Source organism: Subtercola sp. RTI3, from assembly GCF_035018625.1.
Lineage (GTDB): Bacteria > Actinomycetota > Actinomycetes > Actinomycetales > Microbacteriaceae > Subtercola > Subtercola vilae.
The window spans coordinates 40,585-57,676 of record NZ_JASJXO010000002.1 but is presented as its reverse complement, the minus strand read 5'-3'; the positions used below and the strand labels follow the sequence as shown (position 1 = coordinate 57,676).

The 17,092-nt window shown below is 66.4% G+C and carries 14 protein-coding genes; 9 read left to right on the top strand and 5 right to left on the bottom strand.

Annotation, left to right across the window (positions count from 1 at the left end; all coding sequences use genetic code 11):
* Nucleotides 1-43: 43 nt before the first annotated feature.
* Both QN358_RS01680 and QN358_RS01675 read left to right on the top strand, forming a co-directional pair.
* Nucleotides 44-2,425, top strand: coding sequence for a glycosyltransferase family 2 protein (locus QN358_RS01680; RefSeq protein WP_136640292.1), 2,382 nt, complete (start codon nucleotides 44-46; stop codon nucleotides 2,423-2,425).
* Entirely contained in the window at nucleotides 2,422-4,107 is a 1,686-nt protein-coding gene (locus QN358_RS01675) for a chitinase (protein WP_136640293.1), read from the top strand. Before QN358_RS01680 ends, QN358_RS01675 begins: the two co-directional genes overlap by 4 nt.
* On the opposite strand, the gene QN358_RS01670 is transcribed toward QN358_RS01675, so the two are convergent.
* The 5 genes from QN358_RS01670 to QN358_RS01650 all read right to left on the bottom strand — a co-directional run bounded on the left by QN358_RS01670 (nucleotide 4,104) and on the right by QN358_RS01650 (nucleotide 9,271).
* Nucleotides 4,104-5,156: an SURF1 family protein gene (locus QN358_RS01670; RefSeq protein ID WP_323511393.1), complete on the bottom strand. Its 1,053-nt coding sequence runs from the start codon at nucleotides 5,154-5,156 to the stop codon at nucleotides 4,104-4,106. The two genes, QN358_RS01675 and QN358_RS01670, sit on opposite strands and share 4 nt — an antisense overlap.
* 152 nt (nucleotides 5,157-5,308) lie before the next feature.
* A complete protein-coding gene (locus tag QN358_RS01665) occupies nucleotides 5,309-6,139 on the bottom strand; it encodes an acyltransferase domain-containing protein (RefSeq protein WP_323511392.1) in 831 nt (276 codons plus the stop codon).
* Between the two features lie 5 nt (nucleotides 6,140-6,144).
* Nucleotides 6,145-6,966: a carbohydrate ABC transporter permease gene (locus tag QN358_RS01660; RefSeq protein ID WP_136640296.1), complete on the bottom strand. Its 822-nt coding sequence runs from the start codon at nucleotides 6,964-6,966 to the stop codon at nucleotides 6,145-6,147.
* A complete protein-coding gene (locus QN358_RS01655; protein ID WP_136640297.1) occupies nucleotides 6,963-7,907 on the bottom strand; it encodes a carbohydrate ABC transporter permease in 945 nt (314 codons plus the stop codon). The genes QN358_RS01660 and QN358_RS01655 overlap by 4 nt, the downstream gene beginning before the upstream one ends.
* Before the next feature lie 11 nt (nucleotides 7,908-7,918).
* A complete protein-coding gene (locus tag QN358_RS01650; protein ID WP_136640298.1) occupies nucleotides 7,919-9,271 on the bottom strand; it encodes an ABC transporter substrate-binding protein in 1,353 nt (450 codons plus the stop codon).
* 142 nt (nucleotides 9,272-9,413) lie between these two features.
* On the opposite strand from QN358_RS01650, the gene QN358_RS01645 reads away from it, so the two are divergent.
* The 7 genes from QN358_RS01645 (at nucleotide 9,414) to QN358_RS01615 (ending at nucleotide 17,052) form a co-directional block, all read left to right on the top strand.
* Complete coding sequence (locus tag QN358_RS01645; protein ID WP_323511387.1) at nucleotides 9,414-10,625, top strand: ROK family transcriptional regulator; 1,212 nt, start codon at nucleotides 9,414-9,416, stop codon at nucleotides 10,623-10,625.
* 14 nt (nucleotides 10,626-10,639) lie between these two features.
* Nucleotides 10,640-11,818 carry an ROK family protein gene (locus QN358_RS01640; RefSeq protein ID WP_161580297.1) on the top strand — a complete coding sequence of 393 codons (1,179 nt, stop codon included), beginning with the start codon at nucleotides 10,640-10,642 and terminating at the stop codon, nucleotides 11,816-11,818.
* Complete coding sequence (locus QN358_RS01635; protein ID WP_323511384.1) at nucleotides 11,811-13,190, top strand: MFS transporter; 1,380 nt, start codon at nucleotides 11,811-11,813, stop codon at nucleotides 13,188-13,190. Before QN358_RS01640 ends, QN358_RS01635 begins: the two co-directional genes overlap by 8 nt.
* 13 nt (nucleotides 13,191-13,203) lie before the next feature.
* A complete protein-coding gene (locus QN358_RS01630; RefSeq protein ID WP_323511382.1) occupies nucleotides 13,204-14,229 on the top strand; it encodes a Gfo/Idh/MocA family oxidoreductase in 1,026 nt (341 codons plus the stop codon).
* A complete protein-coding gene (locus tag QN358_RS01625; protein WP_323511381.1) occupies nucleotides 14,226-15,254 on the top strand; it encodes a Gfo/Idh/MocA family oxidoreductase in 1,029 nt (342 codons plus the stop codon). Before QN358_RS01630 ends, QN358_RS01625 begins: the two co-directional genes overlap by 4 nt.
* 9 nt (nucleotides 15,255-15,263) lie before the next feature.
* Nucleotides 15,264-16,034 (top strand): glucosamine-6-phosphate deaminase, encoded by a 771-nt coding sequence (locus QN358_RS01620; protein WP_136640302.1) that lies wholly within the window; start codon nucleotides 15,264-15,266, stop codon nucleotides 16,032-16,034.
* Nucleotides 16,035-16,269: 235 nt separating this feature from the next.
* Complete coding sequence (locus QN358_RS01615) at nucleotides 16,270-17,052, top strand: BtpA/SgcQ family protein (protein WP_323511379.1); 783 nt, start codon at nucleotides 16,270-16,272, stop codon at nucleotides 17,050-17,052.
* The last annotated feature ends 40 nt before the right edge of the window (nucleotides 17,053-17,092 follow it).

Sequence of the window (17,092 nt, the reverse complement as noted above, 5' to 3'; positions counted from 1 at the left end):
GTCTCGTGGCGAGATTCCGGCGCCCTGCCGAACTTTAGGACGCATGCCGAAGTCGACGAAACCTCCCACCACCCGCCGACGCCAGTGGGGATCCGAGCGCAACCGCATCCCGCTGCCCACCGTGCACAAACGCCCCTCCGACGCGAAGATCGTCTGGGGCCGCATTGCGGTGGTGATCACGGTGACCGCGTGGATCCTCTACGTCATCACCACGATTGCGCGCCTGATCTTCGAATACGGCAACCAAGACTTTCGTCTGTCGCTCGAAGCGATCTTCTACCTGGTGGTCGTCACCTTTCTCACGTTCTCGGCGCTCATGTACCTGGTTGCCCGGCAGGGTGCACTCCGCCGGTTCCGCGACCATGTGCGCGTTCCGAGGGCCGAGCTCGACCGTCATTTCGCCGAACCGCATCTCGACGGCATGACTGTTCTCGTGCCCTCGTACGCCGAAGAGCCGTCGGTGGTGCGCAAGACCTTGTGGTCTGCGGCGCTGCAGGAGTACCCGGGCCTGCACCTCGTGCTGTTGCTCGACGACCCGCCCGCCCCGACCGACCCGTATGTGGCTTACCGCCTCGACGCGACTCGCCGCCTCACCAACGAGATCGCCGAAGCACTGATCGACCCGAGCACCCGCTTCTCTGACGCCCTGTTCGCGTTCGAGAGCGGGTTGTCGGCAACCGGCACCGTCTCCACTGAGGCTGTCAGCGCGCTCGCCGGTGAGTATGACAGTGCAACCCGCTGGCTGCGCGACATGGCCGCCGCCGAAGAGCACGAAGATCACGTCGACACCTTCTTCATCGACGAGGTGCTGGGCGGCCTGGCCGATGACCTCGAGCTCACCGGCCGGGCGATCGAAGCTTCACTCGATGGCTCAATCGATCTCACCAGTGACCGGATGCTCGAACTGCACCGTCGCCTGGTCTGGATCTTCACCGTTGAGACCGCGACCTTCGAGCGCAAGAAATACGCCTCCCTCTCGCACGAGGCCAACAAGGCGATGAACCTCAACGCCTACATCGGCCTGATGGGCGGGCGTTTTCGCACGGAGCTCACCCCCGACGGCCCCTTCCTGCGGCCGGTGACGGATGCCCAGCAGGCCGAACTCGTCGTGCCGAACGCCCAGTACCTGCTCACTCTCGATGCCGATTCCCTGCTGCTTCGCGATTACTGTCTGCGGCTCGTGTACCTGCTCGAGCAGCCCGACAACGAGCGAGTGGCTGTCACGCAGACGCCCTACTCCGCGTTTCGGGGTTCTCCGACCCGCATTGAGCGCCTCGCCGGGGCGACCACCGATCTGCAGCACATCTTGCACCAGGGGCTGACCGAGTACAACGCTACGTTCTGGGTGGGCGCGAACGCGGTCATTCGCATGGAGGCCCTCGACGACATCCTCGAGATCGAATCGGTGGGTGCCTTCGAGGTGCGCCGGTACGTTCAAGACCGAACCGTGATCGAAGACACCGAGTCGAGCATCGACCTCGCCGAACACGGCTGGACTCTGGTGAACTACCCTGAGCGGCTCAGCTACAGCGCGACCCCGCCCGACTTCGGCTCGCTGATCGTGCAGCGCCGTCGCTGGGCCAACGGTGGGCTTCTGATTCTGCCGAAGTTCTTGCGCCAGCTGAAGGCGCGAAAGCGCGCGGGCATCCCGGTGCGCTGGCTCGAGAGCATGCTGCGGGTGAACTACATGGCCTCGATCTCGTGGGCGAGCGTCGGCCTCGTGTTCCTTCTCGTCTACCCGTACGACAGTCGGCTGCTCAGCCCGCTGGTGCTCGTGGCGGCGTTGCCGTACTTCATCGCGCAGACGAGTGACCTCCGCGCGTGCGGGTACAAGTTCGCCGACATTTTTCGCATCTACGGCTTCAATCTGATTCTGCTGCCGGTCAACCTGGCCGGTGTCGTCAAGTCGGTCGAGCAGTCGCTGACGGGCAAGAAGATTCCGTTCGCCCGCACCCCGAAGGTGCGCAACCGCACCGCGTCGCCCCTTCTCTACGTGGTGGCGCCCTATGTGATCGTCGCTTTCTCGGTGTTCACGGTTTGGCGCAACGTCGTCGACCAGAACTGGGGCAACGCAGCGTTCGCTGCATTCAACGCGATGTGCGCCGCGTGGGCCATCGTCGACAACATCGGCGTGCTGAACTCGCTCGTCGACATCTGGCTGGGCCTGACCGACTGGATGTGGGTCGACCGCAAACGCACGCACTCCGACGACACTGTGGTGACGCTGGGTACTGACTTCGACTGGCAGACAGCGCTCTACCATGGGCACGCTCCGGCCGGGTCGGGCGACCGCAACCACCGCGTGAAGCGCAAGAAGCCCTCTCGTCGAACACCGATTGTCGCGCTCGCGGAGACCCCCGATCATCCTGAACCCATCGCCGTCGGCACTCTCGGTGGTAGCGAGAACGAGAGCCCCACCGCATGAGCCTGCCCGTCTTTCCTGCCGGCCGCCCGCCGTTTGCCGAACCCTCCAGCCCACGCGCGGGAAAGCGGCTGTCGTTCTGGCGAGTACTGCTCGGCCTCGTTGTCGTTGCTGCAGTGGTGCTGGTGAGCATCTTCGGTTTTCGCTTCTTCGTGGTCGATCAGGCCCGGGCGAGCCAGGCTGCGCCGTCGTTCGCCGGCTATGTCGACGCCACCGTGACGCCGCAGTATGCGTTCGAGGCCCCGGCTACTGACGCGCAGAACGATGTGGTGCTGTCGTTCGTCGTCGCGCATTCGGCCACCGACTGCACGCCGAGCTGGGGTGCGGCCTACACTCTGGATGCCGCGGCAGAGAATCTCGACATCGATCGCCGAATCGCGCGGCTGCGCCAGCTCGGAGGGGATCCGATTGTGTCTTTCGGGGGCGCGATCAACACTGACCTCGCCACCGCCTGCACGAACGTCGGCGATCTGACGAAGGCGTACAAGTCGGTCATCGACCGTTACGACCTGTCGACCATCGACCTCGATGTCGAAGCCGGCGACCTGAGCGATTCGCTGGCAGGCGAGCGCCGGGCCGTTGCCATCGCCGCTCTGCAGTCAGAGCGCCGGGCACAGGGCGACGACCTCACGGTCTGGCTCACGTTGCCCACCATGCCCACCGGCCTCACTGCCGATGGCACCCGTCTGGTTTCGCAGATGCTTGCCGACGGTGTTGATCTGGCCGGGGTGAACATCATGACGATGGACTACGGCATCGACCTGCACAACGAGAGCATGGGCCAGGTCGCCATCGACGCGCTGAACGCCGTGCATGCCCAACTCGCGAGTCAGTACATCACGGCCGGCACGCAGCTGACCGACGCGTCGCTCTGGGCGAAGCTCGGCGCGACGCCGATGATCGGCCAGAACGATGTCGCTGGCGAGGTGTTCACCCTCGCTGACGCGGCGCAGCTGAACGCCTTCGGCCAGCTGAAGCAGCTCGGGCGACTCTCGGCCTGGTCGCTCAACCGCGACCGCTCGTGCGGCCCCAACTATCTCGATCTCGCCACGGTGTCGAACCAGTGCAGCGGGGTCGACCAGGGCAGCACGACCTTTGCCGAGGTGTTGAATGCCGGTTTCGGCGGCGGCCTGAGCGCCACGCCGTTGCCCGTCACGACGGTGCCTGCCAGCGACGCCGCGGGCACACAGCCGACGCCGACGCCCACTTCTACGGCTCCCGCAGCGCGCGGCCGCGAATCCGACCCGCCTGCCGATGACCCCGCGACCAGCCCGTACCCGATCTGGGCCGCAGGCGTGACCTATGTCGCGGGCACCAAGGTCGTCTGGCACGCCACCGTCTACGAGGCCAAGTGGTGGACTCTCGGCGACGTTCCAGACAACCCGGTGCTCACTGCGTCGAGTACTCCCTGGGCGCTCATCGGCCCGGTTCTGGCGGGCGAGACGCCGTATGTTGTGCCGACACTGCCGGTCGGCACCTACCCCGACTGGTCGGGCAACGCCACCTACAACGAGGGCGACCGCGTGCTGTTCAACACGGTGCCGTATGTGGCGAAGTGGTGGACGAGGGGCGACAGCCCGGCTGCGGCAGTTCTCAGCGCTGACAGCTCGCCCTGGCTCCCGCTGACGGCGGCGCAGGTGGCCGCGGTCAGCGCCGGTACCGCGGGTACCGCGGCTACCCCTTAGGGTTTCGGGTCGCCTGCTGTACCCGAAACACCCCACCGGGTGAGAGGCAGGAAGCCGTCGATCTCCTCGTCTTCGAGCTCTTCGTCACTGAACGGCTTGCGTGCGCGTTTTCTCAGTCGCGCTGATGCTCGCTCTCGTTCCTCCGGGTCGTCGGAGTTGAGCTGGCGGTATTCTTTGCGCATCGCGAAACCGAGTGCCAGAAACCCGATCAGCGCGAAGAACACCCACTGCACCAGGTAGGAGTAGTGCAGCCCGACATCTTCGGTGGGCATCGTTGTCTGAATCGCCGCGAGGCCCTGGTTCGCTGCTGGCGACTGGCTGTTGAGCACCCCGTAGGCGCCGGTGTAGACATCTGTGCCGAACCGATCGTGAATTCGCGAGAGGGTGATCGACGCGATCTGGTTTCCCGGCGCGTTCGCTGTTCCCTGCGCAGCCTCACTCGGCCGCAGTTGCACCACGACATCGACGGTTCCGGCGGCCGGCGGCGTGATTTCGCCCGGCGCGAGCGCGTTGGTGGCTGAGGGCGCCACCCAGCCGCGGTCGACCATGAAGACGGAGCCGTCGCTCAGCTGCAGGGGAGTGATCACCTCGAAGCCGTTGGAGCCGTTGTTCGAACGGTTTCGCGCAACAAGCTCGTCGTCGGCCAGATACACGCCGGTCGCGCTCACCCGCTGCCAGCTCTGCGTCGCATCGTACGAGCCCAGGGTCGGCAGAGCTTTCTCAAGCGCGACCGGGGCGGCGGCGAAGTTGGCCGAGACGATGCTGTTGTCTGCCGATGCCTGAAGCCCGCGGTCGAGCTGCCACTGGGCGAGCAACACGCAGACCACGGCGAAGACGATTGCCGAAGCGATGAACGCGAACCAGCGCCATGTGCGGAGAAACTGCCACCCGGTCATGCCCTCGGTGACCGTGTCGTACACGGCGACGGTTGCCCCGGGCCGCCTGACCGGTCGGGCGAGCCCGCCGGAGCGCCGCACCTCGACGTCGGTGCTGACGCCGGTGGCAACCTCGGTACGCTGCCGAGCGGTTCTCGCCGTCTCTTCGGTCATCTCTTCTCGGGCCTGGTCTCTGTGAAGGCCTGGTGCTGATGGGCAGGCCTGGTGCTCAGCGGTACCCGTACAGCTTATGACGCGAACCCTCGAAGCATCCTGCGGGGTGTTCCCGACGGGCGGCGCGTGTGGGGCCGCCTTCGGGTTTTCCCTCAGAGCCGGAAGTACCCCCACGCGACCTGCCATGTCTCACCGAGCTCGAGGCGATCGAGCACGGCGCGCTGCAGCGAAGTGTCGCGGGGAAGCTCGCTCAGACGATCGAGGTCGCGGGTTCGAAACACGAAGTAGAGGGCATCCGTGTGCCCGTCGGTTGAGTGCCCGAGGGGGGTGAAGCGTCTGACGAAGGCGCCGACATTGCTCGTCGCAGAGACGCGGTCGAGTAAGAAGGGGTCGAGCATCCACGAGTCGCAGGTGACAACGGTGACCGGCCGGTCGGCGAAGAACCGGGGAAAGAAGGTGCGCGCCGCGTCAAGACTCTCGTCGACCAGTGAGGGCAGCAACGGGCCCTGTTCGGGGATGTGCACCGCGAGTACCCAGTCGCCCGGGGTGATGGCGCCCGCGGCTTCGAGATCGGTTCGCTGTAGCGCGAACTGCAACCGGCCGAGCGCGAAGATGCGCACGGTGAAGTGGTGGGTGAGCCAGCGCCAGGTCTGCAGGCTGAACTCGCCGGTGACACGGCGGCTGATGGCCAGGTGTCGGCCGACATCGGCCAGGGTGTCGCGCGTGACCTGCTCGGGGATGCCGCGCTTGCGGTGCCATTCGAGCACCGCGGGGGTGAGTCTGAAGTACGCCTTCAGCCAGACCAGGGGGTCTTGGGTCGGTTCGGTGACGGTGATCTCGTTGAATGTTCCGAAGCTGCGGGTGAGAGAAGCGGCGACCTCGGCGACGACGATGTCGTGGGCCGGGTCGGCCAGCAGGGCCAGACAGTCTTCGCGGTCGGCTTCGGCGATGGCGAGCAGGTCGAACAGCTCGGTTGTGTTCATGGCGGTCACCGGCTCGAGATCCCGCCGAGCATTCCGCTGATGAAGCGTTTCTGCAAGAAGAAGTAGAGGATGACGATGGGGGCCGCGATGATGATGCCGGCGGCCGCGAGCAACGCGTAGTCGGTGGCGTGCTGGCCCTGGAAGAACGCCAGCCCGAGGGGTGCGGTGCGCAGGTCGTCGCGGGTGACCATGACGAGCGGGATGAGGAACTCGTTCCAGGTCCACATCGAGATGAGCAGGCACATCGTCATGATCGACGGCGCCGAGGGTGGAACGATGATCTGCCAGAGCGTGCGCAGGTCGGATGCCCCGTCGAGCCGGGCCGCTTCGATGACCTCGTTCGGGAAGGTCATGAACTGGTTGCGCATCCAGAAGATGCCGAAGGCGAGAGACTGGGCCACCTGCGGCAGGATGAGCGCCCAGTAGCTGTCGGTGATGTGCGCCGACCGCAGGTTGTAGTAAAGGGGAATGATGAAGGCCTCGGCGGGCAGCAGCAGCCCCGCGAGAATGACGAAGAAGATGATGTTCGAGCCGAAGAAGCGCAGGCGGGCGAAGGCGAAGCCGGCGAGCACGCTGAGCACGGTCGTGATGACGACCACGGCGACCACCACGGTGATGCTCGAGAGCAGGTAGCTGGCGAAGTGCCCCCGGTTCCACGCTTCGACGAAGTTGCCGAGGTCGATCGAGCGGGGAATCTGAAACCCCCCGCTGGTGCTCGAGGGGGTGACGGCGGTGATGACCACGCCGAGCAGGGGCACCAGAGCGAAGGCCGCAAAGAACGTCAGCACCAGATAGGTGACGAGCTTCTCTGGCAGAGAGATCTTCATTCGGTTTCTTTCGGTTGCAGTCGCCCGATGAGCGCGGTGATGATCAGGATGCCGATGGTGAGCACCACGGCGACGCTGGCCGCCGAACCCACCTGGCCCGAGTTGAATGCGCGGTTGTACGCCTCGTACGCGGGAACGGTTGTGGCATCGCCCGGCCCGCCGCGGGTCGTGATGTAGACAAGGTCGAAGGTCTTCAGCGACGACACCACGGTCAGCGTGAGCGCGACGGTGATCTGGCCACGAAGGGCCGGCAGAGTGATGCCGAAGAACTCCTGCAGGCTGCTCGCGCCATCGAGGCGGGCTGCCTCGAACAGCTCGGGCTGCACGTTGCCGACACCGCTCAGAAAGAGCACGAGGCACAGCCCCACGTTCAGCCACGTGCCGACGAAGCCCACCGAGACGAGTGCCGTGCTGAAGTCGCCCAGCCACACCTTGGTGAGCGAGTCGAGACCCACACCTCGCAGCGCCGTATTGAGCAGCCCGTTCGGTGAGTAGATCGAGAGCCAGGTCGTCGCGACCACGACGGAGGCGATGACCTGCGGCAGAAACAGTACGGTGCGGTAGAAAGACATGCCGCGAAGGGCATGCGCCCGCGAGATGACCATGGTGAGCAGCAGGGCGATGACGATGGGGATGAAGGAGTAGAAGACGACGAGCACGCCCACGTGCAGAAACGAGTCGCGCAGCTTCTCGTCCTGCACGATGTTGACGTAGTTCTGAACGCCGGCCCAGGTGGCCGCGCTCAGCCCGTTCCAGTTGTAGAACGAGTACCACGCGGTCTGGAAAGTGGGAACGATGAGAAAGGTGAGTGAGAACGCGAGGGCCGGAACGACGTAGAGAAATGCCTTCCACGCGTCGATGCGGCGACGACGGGCACGGTTCTTGGTGACCGTGCCCGTCTGGCGCAGCTCACTCGACCGAACTCGAGCGGTGACTGTCATGAGTGATCGGCCTACTTGCTCGAGAGGAAGCTCGAATAGTCTTTCTGCAGAATCTCAGTGAAGGCCTTCGGGGTGACCTGGTCGTCTGTCAACTGTTGCACGGCGCTCGTGAGGGTGTCGTAGAACGTGGGCGTCGAGTAGTCGAGGTAGGGAACGAGGCCGCCCGACGCGGTGACCGCGCCGTAGGTCTTGAACACGTCGGTCTCGAGGCCCGCGGTCGGGGTGTACCCGGCGGGGATGACCGAGGGCAGGCTCTTCTTGTCGATGAAGGTCTGGGCCGCGTCAGCGTTGTTGATGAAGTCGATGTAGGCAGCGGAGACGTCGGGGTGCTTCGAGCCGGTCGTCACGGCCCAGGCGAGGCCTTCGCCGCCGGTCGTGACGGGCGTGGTGCCGCCGGCGGGAATCAGCGTCGTGAAGCCCGCGTCTGCGCCGAGCGTTGCAGAAATGGCCGCCTGCTTCCACGTGCCCACCACATAGAAGGCCGACTTTCCGGCCTCGAACTGGGCGAGTGCGTCGTCGCGGGAGATACCGCTGGCGCCCTTGGTGATGTAGCCCTCGTCAGACCAGTTCTGAATGGTCGTGGCCGCCTTCACCGACACATCGTCTGTCCACGCGCCACCCTGCCCGGTCACCAGCTTGTTGACCGCGTCGGCGCCGGCGAGCGAGGCCTGCACGATGCCGAACAGGTGGATGCCCGGGCTCTTCTCGATGTCTCCGTAGGCCATGGGCAGAATGCCCGCGCTCTTCGCCGCTGCCATGTCGGTCTCGAGGCTGGCGAGCGAGGTAGGGGCAGCGACCCCGAGCTGCGTGAGAATCTTCTTGTTGTAGTAGACCCCGACCACCTCGCCGGTCTGCGAGATGCCGTAGAGGTTGTCGCCCTGCCACTTCTTGCCGTCAGCGCTGAACGAGTTGATCTTCAGTAGCGACTCGGGGTAGTACGAGCTCCACTTGTACACATCGTTGTAGTCGTTCAGCGACCGGATCAGCCCGCCCTGCACGAACGCGCCCATGTCGGGGTAGCCCTGGTTGGCCTGGATGACGTCGGGCGGGTTGTCACCCGAGAGTGCCAGCTTCAGCGTGGTCTTCAGGTCGGCGAACGACTGTGTGACGCGGTTGATGGTGACGTTCGGGTACTTCTTGGTGAAGGCCGCGTTCAACGCCTCCTGCGCATCAGTGATGCCCTCATCGGTGTTCTGATCCCACACGGTGAGGGTGACCGGGCCGGCTGAGGCGACGTCGGTCGACACGGGCCCGGAGGAGGCCGCGGGTGCCGCGGTACCGCCCGGAGCGCACGCACTCAGTGAAAGAGCTACGGCGACCGACAATGCTATCGATCCTGTCCAAATCCGGGTCTTCCTGGCCATGCTGTCTCCTCGATACGTGATGGTGCGGCGTACATTCCACGCTACGGTTCGTATGTTTCGTGCGAGTTACGATTCGAAGACTAGCTCAAGTCATTCGCAAATCGGTAGTCTTTGTTCGATTTGTGCGAGTAGTCTTGTGCACATGAAACGACCCGAACTGTTCCGAGACCAGGAATACGCCCCTGGTTCGGTGGGCGACATCTTCCGCCTCATTCGTTCCGGCGCCGTGACGTCACGGTCGGCGCTGGCCCGCAAGATCGGCATGGCGCCGTCGACGGTCTCGCTGCGGGTCGACGCTCTCGTGCGGCTTGGCCTTGTCGCTGAAGGCGACGGCGAGCTCTCCCGCGGTGGCCGTCGTGCCCGCTCGCTCGAGGTGCCGGGTTCTGCAGGTTTCGTCGGCGCGATGGATGTCGGCGCCCACCACGTGCAGCTGGCCATCGCCGATCTCACCGGGGTGCTGCTCGTGGTCGAAGACGTTCCGGTCTCGATCGAAGACGGCCCGTCGTCTGCCGTCGAACGTCTCTGGTGTGCGCTCACCGATCTCGTGGTGGCGAACGGGCTCGAACCCGAACTGCTTCGCGGCGTGGCCATCGGGCTGCCCGCTCCCATCGAGTTTCCGAGCGGGCGGGTCGTTCTGCCCTCGTTCATGCCCAGCTGGCACAACGCCGACCTCCCGGCTCTGTTCTCTGCTCACACGGCGGTGCCGGTGCTGGTCGAGAACGACGCCAACCTGATTGCTCTCGCCGAGCAGTCGAACGTGCATCCGGAAACCGACGAACTGTTGGCCATCAAGCTCGGCACGCGCATCGGCTGCGGCATCATCTCGTCGGGCAGGTTGCACCGCGGGGTGGGGGGAGCGGCGGGCGAGATCAGCCACACGTCGGTCGAGGGCACATCGACCATCTCGTGCGTGTGCGGGGCCCCGCACTGCCTCGAGTCGGTGGCCAGCGGCGGCGCGATCGTCGCACGGCTGGCGGCTGAGGGGTACGACGTGCGAACGGCGAGCGATGTCGTCGAGCTGGGCCGGGGTGGAGACGCTCACGTGGTCGACGTTCTGCGAACCGCCGGCACCTCGATCGGCGGCGTGCTGTCATCGATCGTCAACTTCTTCAATCCGCGCGACGTGGTTCTGGGCGGAGCCATGTCGGCGTCGGCGCCGCTGGTCGCAGCCATTCGGGCCGAACTCTTTCAGAAGTGCCTGCCGCTCGTGACGAACGACCTCGAAGTGCGCGCTGCGAGCAGCCCGGGCGATGCGGGTGTGCGCGGGGCTACACACCTGATTCTCGAAGAGGTGCTGGCACCCGCGCGAATCGAGCGGCTCGTGCGCGAGCTCGACGGGGCCGCCGCATCGTGACTGAGCACCACCCCGTGACTGAGCACCACCGCGCGGCCGAGCACCACCCCACTTCTCGCGCCGCGGTGGCACTGGCCGTCGATATCGGTGGCACCACCGTGAAAGGGGCCGCCGTCGACCGCTTCGGTGTAGTCGTTCAGAAGTTCACCGTCGGCACCTTCGACGTTGACGGTGATGCCTATGCGGCGGTTCTGGCGGTCATCCGGATGCTCCACTCGGGTGTGCTCGCCGATGGCTACCTGCCCGTGGGAATCGGCATCGCGTCACCCGGGCTGGTCGACGCCGCGACGGGAACGATCGCGTTCGCCGCTAACCTCGGCTGGGAGGCGCTACCGCTTCGGGATCGCCTCGAAGAGGAGTTCACAATCCCGGTGCGGGTCGACCACGACGCCCGTGCGGCGGCGCTGGCTGAGCGGGCCGCGCATGCGGGGGCGGCGGAGGTCGGAGCGGCGGCGGTCGGTGCAGCGGCGGCAAGAGCGACGGGTGCGGCGGGCTCTGTGGGGTCGGCAGAGCCCCAGCCGGCCGACGCGTTCGCGGATTTTGTGCTGATTCCGATCGGTACGGGCGTGTCTGCGGCCGTTGTCACATCGGGCGTGCTGGTGCGGGGTGCGGCGGGTGCCGCGGGGGAGTTCGGCCATGTTCCGGCGGTTCCGAACGGCGACCTGTGCGCCTGCGGACAGCACGGGTGCATTGAGGCGTACGCCTCGGCCACGAGCATCCTCACGCGCTATCGTGCAGCGGGCGGCACAGCCGCAGGCTCAACGCGGGAGCTCGCGGCGACGCTCGACACCGATCCCATCGCCAGAGCGGTCTGGCACGACGCGGTCGAAGCGCTGGCCGTCGGGGTGGTCGGGCTGACCGCGGTGCTCGACCCCGCCGTCGTGGTGATCGGAGGCGGGCTCTCTGCCGCGGGCGACGCCGTGCTTCTGCCGCTGCGAGCCGGTGTCGAGCGGCGGCTCGGCTGGCGTGCGGCTCCGCTGATCATCCGGTCGGCGCTCACCTCGCAGGGCGGCCTCATCGGCGCTGCGATGCTCGGCTGGGCGGGCCACGAGCTCGAGCCCGGATTCGCTGTGCGTGCGCACGGCATGCTCGGCAGCGCCACCGCCACCGCTGTGAGAGAACCGTCAGCTGCCGGCCCGTCGGGCTTCACGCCGTCACCCCCGAGCCCGCCGGTGGGGGCTGCCCATGGCTAGCACCGGCGCCGGGCTGCAGGCCCACCTCGCGGCCACGGTGCGCACAGTGCGCACAGCGCGCACCGACCACAGACTGATGTTCATCTGGATCGTCGGCGTCATCGCCTACTCCGTCTCGATCCTCAACCGCACCTCGCTGTCTGCGCTCGGTGTCGACGCCTCTGCCCGCTTTCACGCCGACGCCTCGACGCTCTCGCTGTTCGCCGTGCTGCAGTTGCTGGTCTACGGCGCGCTGCAGATTCCCGCCGGGCTGCTTCTTGACCGGTTCGGCGCGCGAAAGGTGCTCACCACCGGCATGATCGTGATGGCTCTCGGCCAGGTCGTCATGGCGCTGACCACCGACGTGAGTGTTGCCATCGGGGCCCGGGTGCTGCTCGGCGCAGGTGATGCCGCGATCTTTCCGAGCATTCTGCGGGTGATCGCCGCGTGGTTCGCGCCGCGTCGGGCACCCGTCGTCACCCAGATCACCGGGCTGCTCGGCCAGTTCGGGCAGATTGCCAGCGTCATTCCGCTCGCCGCGCTGATGCACGCGGCCGGCTGGCAGACCGCCTTTCTCTCGGTCGCCTCGCTCGGTGTGCTCGTTGCTGTACTGGCCTTCGCCGTTGTGCGCAATGAACCCGTGCGAACAGGTGCGATCACCGTGATCACCGCCCCGCGCGACCTGCGGCGCGGGTTCACCGAGGCCTGGCGGCATCCGGGTACCCGCCTCGCGTTCTGGTCGCACTTCTCGACTCCCTTCGCCAGTACTGCGTTCGCGCTGCTCTGGGGGTATCCGTTCCTGATTCAGGGTGAGGGGCTCTCGGCCGGCAGCGCCTCGGCGATCTTCACGCTCTACGTCGTCTTCGGCGCGGTGCTCGGGCCCGTGGTCGGCACCCTGTCAGCCCGGCACCCACTGCGGCGGTCGTGGCTGGTACTCGCGGTCATCGGTTCGCAGGCGGCGGTCTGGATGCTCGTGATCGTGTGGCCCGGGCGCGCCCCGTTCGCCGTGCTCATCGCCCTGGCCCTGGTGCTCTGCGCGGGTGGGCCGGGGTCAATGATCGCGTTCGACTTCACCCGGGCGCACAACCCCGCCAGCCGCCTCGGTACCGCCACCGGAATCGTGAACGGGGGCGGCTTTCTGGCCGGTGTCATCGCGATCTTCCTCATCGGGGTGGCGATGGATCTGCAGAATGCCGGCACGCCGGCCACTTACTCGCTCGAGGCCTTCAAAGTCGCCTTTCTCGTTCAGTTTCCCATCTGGGCGATCGGTGTCGTCGCTCTGCTTCGCGAGCGACGACGTACTCGTGCGCACATGGCCACCCTGGGCATCCACCTCCCTCTCATTCGTGACGTTATTCGTTCTCGTAGACCCGCCACCCGTTCTCAACCGTGATGGAAAGACACTCATGACACTCTCTTCGCTCAAAATCGGCCTCGTGGGGGCCGGCGGCATCAGCAATTCGCACCTGCCGCATCTGCTCACCCTCGGTGCCGATGTCTACGTCTTTTCAGACGCCGGTGCGGCTGACCTTGTGGCGCGCCACGGGGGAACGGTCGTCGACACACTCGACGAGCTGCTGGCCATCGTCGACTACGTCGATGTCGCAACGCCGACCTTCACGCACTACGCGGCGGCGAAGCGGGCCCTCGAAGCCGGCAAAGACGTCATCTCAGAGAAGCCGCTCGCGCGAACCGACGAGGAGGCGGCCGAGCTGGTGCAGCTGGCCGAGCGCCTCGGCAGGCGGCTCTACCCGGCCCACGTGGTGCGGTTCTTCCCCGAATACGTGCGGCTGCACGAGGCGGTTCAGAGCGGGTTGCTCGGAGACCTCGCCGTGCTGCGGTTCTCCCGCTCTGGCGCGTTCCCGACGCGCACACCCTGGTTCGCCGATCGGGCGCTGTCGGGCGGAATCATCATGGATCAGATGATTCACGACATCGACATCGCGCGCTGGGTCGCGGGCGAGGTTGTGCGGGTCTCGGCGGTCTCGAACCGCGCCGGTACTGCCGCGGCGCCCGTTGAGGCAGCGCATGTGCTGCTGACGCATGCTTCGGGTGCGATCAGCCACGTTGCCGGCATCTGGGGGCCCGCGCATCTGCCCTTCACCACGGAATACTCGGTGACGGGAACGCTCGGCAGCATCGAACACTCGTCGGCGGCCGAACGCAACTACACCGCTCACCTGCTCGAGGCGGCGGAGCAGGGCGGGCTGCTGCCCGACGTCGACCCCGCCGAGAACCCGTACTTCGCGGAGTTGCGGGAGTTCACCGAGGCCTTTGGGGGCGGCCCGGAGCCGCGCGTGAGTGTGGTCGATGGCGCAGAGGCGGTGCGGCTGGCGAACGCCGCGCTGCTCTCGCTCGAGACCGGCCAGCCGGTGGAGTTGGTCTCGCGAGTCGATGCCAGCGCCGAAGCAGAAGAAGAGAGAGCGCTGTGAACACCGCTTCCCGCCCCCTCAAGGTGGCCGTCATGTCGTTCGCCCACACGCACGCACGCGGGTATGTCGAACTGCTGCTGCAGAACCGTTCTGTTTCTGTGCTGACCTCAGACCCGGGCATCCATTCGCCGGCAGAGACGCGCGGGCGTACGCTTGCCGACGAACTGGGCGTCGACTACGTCCACACATACGACGAGCTACTCGCCTGGCAGCCCGACGCGGTCATCGTGACCAGTGAGAACGCCCATCACCGCGAACACGTGGAGCTGGCGGCGCGCGCCGGGGCCCACATTCTCTGCGAGAAGCCGCTCGCCACGACGCTCGCCGACGGCGAAGCGATGCTCGCGGCAACCCAGGCGGCGGGGGTCATTTTGATGGTGGCGTTCCCCGTGCGGTTCGCGAGCACCTTTCTGCATCTCAAGACCGACTACGACGCTGGCGCCCTCGGCGACGTCTTCTCGGTTCGCGGCAGCAACAACGGAAAGCTGCCGAGCGCTCGGGAATGGTTCACCGACCCAGCGCTTTCGGGTGGCGGAGCTCTCGTCGACCATGTCGTGCACATCGCCGACCTCCTCGAGGCCCTGATGCACGCGGCGCCGCTGTCGGTCACGGCGGTGGCGAACCAGAAGCTGCACGCCGACCGGGCGAAGGCCGAGACGGCCGGGCTGGTCTCGATCAGTTACGACAACGGTGTGATCGCCGCGATCGACTGTTCGTGGAGCCGCGCAGAGACGGCCCCGACCTGGGGCGGCGTCAGGTTGTCGGTCGCCGGCACGCGCGGCACGGTCGACGTGGACTTCTTCGGCCCCCGCGTGCACGGCCTCGATTCGGCTTCGGGCGTGCCTCTCGAACTACCGTACGGGCCCGACTTCGACGCGGCGCTGCTCAGTACCTTTCTCGAGGCGGTAGGCACAGGGGTGCAGCCGCAACCTGACGGGGCCGTCGGACTCCGCACGCTGAAGATCGTGCTCGCCGCGCAGGAGTCGGTGGCCACCGGCCGCACCGTGCAGATCGTCGAAGGGTAGAAGAACACCATGCAGGTCATCATTCTGAAGAACGCAGAGGAGATCGGCGACTACGTTGCCGGCGTCATTCTGGCCGGGGTCGACGACGGCTCGCTGAAGGTTCTCGGGGTCGCGACGGGTTCGTCGCCGCTGCCGGTCTACGAGGCGCTCGAACGGCGGCGCACCCCCGAGCTGTCATCGATCAGCGCCTTCGCGCTCGACGAATACGTGGGGCTGCCCTACTCGCACGCCGAGAGCTATCACGCGGTCATCGATCGGGAGGTCACGAAACGGCTGCGCCTCGACCCTGCCCGCGTGCATGTTCCCGACGGGGCATCCGACGACCTGCCGCAGGCCTGTCTCGACTATGAAGAGGCGATTCGCCAAGCGGGTGGTGTCGACCTGCAGATTCTCGGCATCGGCGGCTCGGGTCACATCGGCTTCAACGAGCCGACCTCGTCATTCGCCTCGCGCACCCGCATCAAGACGCTGACGCCCGAGACCCGCGCCGACAATGCGCGGTTCTTCGACACGCCAGACCAGGTGCCGCTGCACTGCATGACGCAGGGGCTCGGCACCATTCTCGCTGCCCGGCGGGTGGTGCTCGTGGCGCAGGGTCGGCAGAAGGCTGCGGCCGTAGCGGCGGCGGTCGAGGGGCCGCTGACGGCGATGTGCCCCGGGTCGGCGCTGCAGCTGCACCCCGACGCGACCATCGTCGTTGACGAGCAGGCGGCGGCCGACCTGCGCCTGAGCGACTATTACCGCTTCGTGTTCGACAACCGCCCCGCCTTTCAGCGATAGCCGGCGGTCCGCGGAGCCCATTTCTCGAACCCACTCGCCGAATCCACCCGCTGAGCCCACCCGCTGAGCCCACCTGCTGAGCCCACTTCTCGAAACCCCTCATCGCTGAACAGTTTCGCAAACTGCATACCGTTGCGTTGATTAACGCAGTGTTAACGCGCTGAAACATGGCCGACACATCAAATGGTATACCGTTTGAGCAAGTTGTTCGGGTTTCGAGGTTTGGAGAAGGCTCATGGGCGCATTCAGATTGGTGGGGGTACTTCACCTGCCGCCGCTGCCCGGGGCCGCGAACTACGCCGGGGCGAAGGTCGGCGAGCTGGCCGAGATCGCCGCGGTTGACGCCCGAGTGCTCGCCGAAAGCGGCTTCACTGACGTCATGATTCAAGACGCGAGCGACAACCCGCAGGCCGACCGCGTCGGTGCGGCCACGGTGGCGGCGATGAGTGTCATCGGGGCAGCGGTTCGCCGCGCGGTGACGATACCTGTCGGAGTCGTCGTCGGCCACAATGACGGGCCGTCGGCCGTCGCCATTGCGCACGCGATCGACGCCCAGTTCGTTCGGGTGAAGGTTCTCACCGGCGTCTCGGTGGGGCCCACCGGGTTCATCGAAGGCTGCTCGCACGACGTCAGTCTGATGAAACGGATGCTCGGCAGCGCTGTCGAGGTGTGGGCCGACGCCCACGAAGCCACCAGCCTCGCACTGTCTGGCAATACCGACTGGGCGGCAGCTGAGGCCCGTTCGTTCGGTGCGGCAGACAAGATCATCGTCACCCGCGACAGTGGCGTGGCCGACGCCATCGACGACATCGCCCGGCTTCGGGCTCAGTTCGGTTCTGACGCGGTCGACCTGCTCATCGGCGGCCGGGTGACCGGTGCCACCCTCGCTGCGGCGATCGCCGGTTCTGACGGTGCGATTCTCGGCAGCGTGCTGAAGACCGGCTCGGGGCACGACGCACGCATCGACCCGGTGGCTTCGCGCCTACTCGGCGAGGCCGTTCGCGACCATGCGGCGTAGCTGATACCCCGACTCTCCCCGACTTCACCCACCAGAAAGC

Bases quoted from the DNA above. Each gene is read 5' to 3' on its own strand.
- QN358_RS01680 (WP_136640292.1), top strand. From the start codon at position 44: ATGCCGAAGTCGACGAAACCTCCCACCACCCGCCGACGCCAGTGGGGA.
- QN358_RS01675 (WP_136640293.1), top strand. From the start codon at position 2,422: ATGAGCCTGCCCGTCTTTCCTGCCGGCCGCCCGCCGTTTGCCGAACCC.
- QN358_RS01670 (WP_323511393.1), bottom strand. From the start codon at position 5,156: ATGACCGAAGAGACGGCGAGAACCGCTCGGCAGCGTACCGAGGTTGCC.
- QN358_RS01665 (WP_323511392.1), bottom strand. From the start codon at position 6,139: ATGAACACAACCGAGCTGTTCGACCTGCTCGCCATCGCCGAAGCCGAC.
- QN358_RS01660 (WP_136640296.1), bottom strand. From the start codon at position 6,966: ATGAAGATCTCTCTGCCAGAGAAGCTCGTCACCTATCTGGTGCTGACG.
- QN358_RS01655 (WP_136640297.1), bottom strand. From the start codon at position 7,907: ATGACAGTCACCGCTCGAGTTCGGTCGAGTGAGCTGCGCCAGACGGGC.
- QN358_RS01650 (WP_136640298.1), bottom strand. From the start codon at position 9,271: ATGGCCAGGAAGACCCGGATTTGGACAGGATCGATAGCATTGTCGGTC.
- QN358_RS01645 (WP_323511387.1), top strand. From the start codon at position 9,414: ATGAAACGACCCGAACTGTTCCGAGACCAGGAATACGCCCCTGGTTCG.
- QN358_RS01635 (WP_323511384.1), top strand. From the start codon at position 11,811: ATGGCTAGCACCGGCGCCGGGCTGCAGGCCCACCTCGCGGCCACGGTG.
- QN358_RS01630 (WP_323511382.1), top strand. From the start codon at position 13,204: ATGACACTCTCTTCGCTCAAAATCGGCCTCGTGGGGGCCGGCGGCATC.
- QN358_RS01620 (WP_136640302.1), top strand. From the start codon at position 15,264: ATGCAGGTCATCATTCTGAAGAACGCAGAGGAGATCGGCGACTACGTT.
- QN358_RS01615 (WP_323511379.1), top strand. From the start codon at position 16,270: ATGGGCGCATTCAGATTGGTGGGGGTACTTCACCTGCCGCCGCTGCCC.